Origin of the sequence: Streptomyces sp. NPDC057486 (genome assembly GCF_042802415.1) — a bacterium.
Taxonomy (GTDB): domain Bacteria; phylum Actinomycetota; class Actinomycetes; order Streptomycetales; family Streptomycetaceae; genus Streptomyces; species Streptomyces yanii.
In genome coordinates this window covers 1-4,479 of sequence record NZ_JBHVEE010000265.1, presented here as the reverse complement: position 1 = coordinate 4,479, position 4,479 = coordinate 1, and the positions used below count along the sequence as shown (strand labels likewise).

Genomic DNA, 4,479 nt, shown 5'->3' with positions numbered 1-4,479 from the left:
GCCCGGTACCGCGACTACCTCGCGGTACCGGGCCCCGTGCCGTTACAGCAGGTGGTCGGCGGCGCCGGCCTTGATGTCGCGGATCATCTGCTGGAGTGCTTCGCGGCTGTCGGTGAGGTAACGATCCTCCTTGCCGAGGACCGCGATGAAGCCGTTGCCTTCGTCGTCCGTGCCGATCCTGAAACAGTTGTTCCCCTCACCGCAGTACGGCTCTTCCCAGGTGATTTCGGTCATGGTGAACTTCCTTAGATTTGACGTGAGATGGCGTGGATGAAGTCTCGCGACTCAGCCGAAGGGAGCGAGGCGTCCTCCATCCAGTCCAGATGTGCTCGGTACTTGGTGAGCTGTGCAGCGGCGTGCATGAATTCCGGACCGTGCGCGGAGTCGAGCTGCACAGTGTCGAGCTGGGGCACGGCCCCGTGGGCGTAGAGGAGTGCATGTCCGGCACCGGGAAACGCCCCGCGGTCGACTGGGATCACTTGCAGTTCGATGTGCTCGCGCTCGGACATGTCGCACAGGTGACGGAGCTGCTCCTGAGTGACTTTTCGGCTGCCGAACTGCATCCGGAGGGCAGCTTCGTGGACGTAGCCGACGTACTCGATCGGAGATTCACGGTCGAGAACTTGTTGTCTCTCCAACCGGTGGGCCACCCGCAACTCGATCTCCAGACGTGACAGCGCGGGCAGTACGGCGCCGAACACTGCCCGGGCGTAGCCGTCGGTGTGGAGCAGGCCGGGAAGATGGACGGTCTGCGCTGTACGGATGCAAGATGCGTGCCATTCGAGTTCGGCGATGTCCAGCAGGCCTGACGGGAGAGTCCCCCGGTACTGCTCCCACCACCCACGCCCGCGCTGCTCGGCCATCTCCACGAGTGCTTCCACGTAACGAGCGTCGGAGCAGGCGTAGTTGCAGGCAAGTGTGCGCACGCGTGCAGGAGCAACGGGACGGACGCCGACTTCCATGTTGGAGATCTTCGTCCGGTCGACGCCCAGAAGCCCTGCTGCGTACGCGGTGGTCGCCTCGGCGGCGATGCGCATCTTCCGTAGCTCGGCACCGAGCCGCTTCTGACGTTCTGTCGGGGTGGAACTGCTCGGCATTGGACCCCTTCTTCCGCCGACGGTGGGCACAGTCTGCCGCTGGGCAGGATGCCCAGTCCAGTTCAAGGGAGGCAATTGCCTCTGTTCTCATGGCATAGGTGCCATCGATCCGCTACATTCGGTGACGCACTGCTCACGTTGCGATGGGCCGGAAGTGCATCGCGCGGTCCTGCCCGCAACCTCCTGCCCTGGGAGGGGCGGCCCGCGCCAGGGAGACAAGCCACTGCTCATTCCGCAGCGCACGAGCCACCTGTGCGCATCGACGCGATAGAGAGACCGCCAACTCACCACCCGTACAAGGGGAGTCAGTCATGCCGCAATCTCCGCGCGCCGCGCTCTGCCCGGTAGCCACCGAGGAGCCCGCACCCGACCCGTACCCGTATGCGACCCCGTACCCGAGGCGCCGCCCCGAGCGTGGGCTCGCGCTCAGTCTCACTCTTCCCGGTGATCCGCGGAGCGCGGCGATCGGGCGCGACGCGATCACGGCTTCGCTGCACGCGTACGCGCTCACTCCCTACATCTGGCCGTCCGCGCTCGTGGTGAGCGAACTGGTCGGCGTCACGTCCACCATGACCCCGGGCCAGGAGCTGTACGTCTCCGCGCGGCACCGCGACAACGCGCTCCGGATCGTCGTCTGGGACCAGCACCCGCGCCACTGCGATCCGGATGCCGTCACGCTCTGCGAGGCACGGCGTCGGCAGGCGCTGTGGCTGCTGGCTGCCGTGGTGGATGACTGGGGCGGGGAATGGGATGTCTGCGACGCGATGCCGCCGCACGCGGGCACCAAGTCCTGGGTGGCGCTGCCGCGCTGACCGGGCGCGAGGGGCGGGGGAGCGAGCACCGCAGGGGCCACGGATGGGAAGCCTGTGGCCTCCTGCGCGGCGTCGGCCGGCCGGAAGCGGACTTCGATGAGCCGGTCGCGCCGGGCGGAGCTTCTCTCCCGGCTGGAGTTCTTGAACTGTCGTCCGGTGCCGACACGGGTGCGCCGCGTCATCGGTCATCGGGGCCGTTGTCGTCATGCAGCTTCCGCCAGAGGCGGGTGCGGTGCAGCACGTAGAGGGCGATGAGCAGGACGATCACCTGCACCCCCACAGCGAGCAGCCAGAAAACAGCCCGGCTTTCCAGCTCGTCGGTCATGTAGGTGAAGTTCATGCCGAAGAATCCGGTGAGGAACGTCAGCGGCAGGAAGATCGTCGACACGATGGCCAGCCGGTTGATCACGCCGTTCTGCTCGCCGGACACGAGGGAGGAGTAGCTGACGAAGGCTCGCCGGGAGGCATCCTGGAGAGACGCGATGTCCGTGAGCACCGATTTGGCGGCGCGTTGGTACGAGCGAGCGAGCCTCTCCCGCTCCTCCGGGAACCTGCCGCTCATCATCCTTCGGGTCAAGGTCTCGTCCGTCGCCTCCAGGTACGGCAGGAGCGAGTGGTGCAGGAGGGCCGCGCGCCGTCGCAGTCGTGCCAGACGGTAGACCTGCTGAGGGCGGCGTTGCTGGAACATGTCGTCCTCGAGGTCCTCCACCTCCAGCAGAGCCTGCACAGCGGACCGGCGATAGGTCTCCAGGGCCTCTTGCAGCAACAGGAACAGCGTGGCCACCGTGTCGGCGGGCCTCTGGCGCGGCAACCGGGCGACAAAGGTCTTGATTGCTCCGATCGGTCCTCGGTGCACTGTGACCAGGTACTGCTCGGTCACGAAGACATGGACATGAGCGACCTGGCCTTCTTCGACGAGGGGCACGACGAACGCGGCGCTGTCTCCGAGGAATTCGGCCCGCACGGATTCGCCTTCCCTGCCGAGCCACGTCAAGTCCTCGGCTTCCAGACCGAGCTGATGGGCGACCGGCTCCTCGTCGGGCGATGTCTCCTCGGGCAGCTCGACGTCCACGAGCAGGAAACGGGACGCCGCGAGACGCTCACGTGCCTCCGACACGTGTGTACGGGCAACGACCCCTTCCGGCATCGACACCACCGATACGATCATCGTCCCTCATCGTGGATCAACGGCTGCAGCACCTTTCAGCCTGCGCAAACCCCGACGTCCATGCGCAGGGAGGGATCCATTCGCACCGTCGGTGTCCCCGAACGGGTGAGGGCCGCGCCCCGAGGTCCGCAGGCCGCGGGAATCGTTCGTGCCGTCATGGAGCCGCACCCGGTTCGGCAAGGCCGTCGTCGGCGATCGCCTTGGCCTCGGCACCCGGCCGGCCGTACAGGCCATGCCCGTTACGGCCGGATGCGCCTAGCATGACGAGGACCGCACAAGGTTGCCGTAGGTGTCCGGCGTGGAGGAGTGGACGTGAAGCTCGGTCTGCACTACTGGAACTACTCGCAGCCGGCCGACCCCGCGCTCATCGCGCCCACGCTCGCCGAGTCGGCGCGGATCGCCGACCAGGGCGGAGTCGCGTCGTTCACGGTGATGGACCACTACTTCCAGATGGAGACCCCGCAGAGCGCGGCGGACGAGCCGATGCTGGAGGGGTACACGACCCTCGGGTACGTGGCCGCGCTGACCCAACGGATGACGCTCGGACTGATGGTCACGGGCGTGATGTACCGCTACCCGGGCCTGCTCGCGAAGATCGTCACCAGTCTCGATGTACTCTCCGGCGGCCGGGCGGTGCTTGGGCTCGGCGCCTCCTGGTACGAGCGGGAGCAGCGCGGGCTCGGGGTGCCGGTCGTCCCGGTGGCAGAGCGGTTCGAGCGGCTGGAGGAGACACTCCAGATCTGCCTGCAGATGTGGAGCGAGGAGGACGGCCCGTACGAGGGGCGGCACTACAAGCTGGCCGAGACACTCTGCGTGCCGGAGCCGATCGGGGAGCGCCCGCCGATCATGATCGGTGGCGGGGGCGAGAAGAAGACGCTGCGGCTGGTCGCCCGGTACGCGGACGCGTGCAACCTGTTCGCCACCGACATCGACGAGGTGGCCCACAAGCTCGACGTCCTGCGGGAGCACTGTGCGGCGGTGGGGCGTGACTACGACGCCATCGAGAAGACCCTGATGTTCAGCAGGCCGGTCCTGGACGAGACCGATGCGTTTCTCGCCGACGTCGAGGCGTACGCGGAGCTCGGCATCAGCGCGGTCCAGGTGCTGCCGGACCGGCACCCGGTCAGCTTCGCCGAGCAGGTCGTCGCGCGCATCGTTCCCAGGCTCGCCACGATCGGTCAGTAGAGCCCCGTTACGCGAACGACCACGGGATCACAGGATCCAGGTCTGACTGGGCGGGTGGGGGCGGGTTCGCATGGCCGGGCCCGGGCAGGTCCTGACCGGGTTCGGCTGTGTGGTCGGCGCGTGGTGTCGGCGGGCCGGTGGTCAGTAGGCCGAGTTGACGTTGTCGATGGAGCCGTAGCGGTGGGCGGCGTAGTTGGCTGCGGCGGTGATGTTGGCG

Annotated in this window: 5 protein-coding genes; 2 read left to right on the top strand and 3 right to left on the bottom strand. The window is 67.3% G+C overall.

All coding sequences use genetic code 11. From position 1 onward, the window contains the following. Positions 1-42: 42 nt before the first annotated feature. Complete coding sequence (locus ACFU6I_RS47840; protein WP_384380682.1) at positions 43-234, bottom strand: hypothetical protein; 192 nt, start codon at positions 232-234, stop codon at positions 43-45. Positions 235-245: 11 nt separating this feature from the next. After that, positions 246-1,097, bottom strand: a complete 852-nt coding sequence (locus tag ACFU6I_RS47835; protein ID WP_384380679.1) for a DUF5753 domain-containing protein — start codon at positions 1,095-1,097, stop codon at positions 246-248. Between the two features lie 311 nt (positions 1,098-1,408). Here ACFU6I_RS47835 and ACFU6I_RS47830 point away from each other — a divergent pair, with 311 nt between their 5' ends. Beyond that, the gene (locus ACFU6I_RS47830; RefSeq protein ID WP_384380676.1) at positions 1,409-1,909 is read left to right on the top strand and encodes an ATP-binding protein; all 501 of its coding nucleotides are present in this window, start codon (positions 1,409-1,411) and stop codon (positions 1,907-1,909) included. Between the two features lie 178 nt (positions 1,910-2,087). On the opposite strand, the gene ACFU6I_RS47825 is transcribed toward ACFU6I_RS47830, so the two are convergent. Then, positions 2,088-3,077 carry a CorA family divalent cation transporter gene (locus ACFU6I_RS47825; protein ID WP_384380673.1) on the bottom strand — a complete coding sequence of 330 codons (990 nt, stop codon included), beginning with the start codon at positions 3,075-3,077 and terminating at the stop codon, positions 2,088-2,090. A 312-nt stretch (positions 3,078-3,389) separates the two neighbouring features. Here ACFU6I_RS47825 and ACFU6I_RS47820 point away from each other — a divergent pair, with 312 nt between their 5' ends. Next, the gene (locus ACFU6I_RS47820; protein WP_384380670.1) at positions 3,390-4,262 is read left to right on the top strand and encodes an LLM class F420-dependent oxidoreductase; all 873 of its coding nucleotides are present in this window, start codon (positions 3,390-3,392) and stop codon (positions 4,260-4,262) included. Positions 4,263-4,479 lie beyond the last annotated feature (217 nt).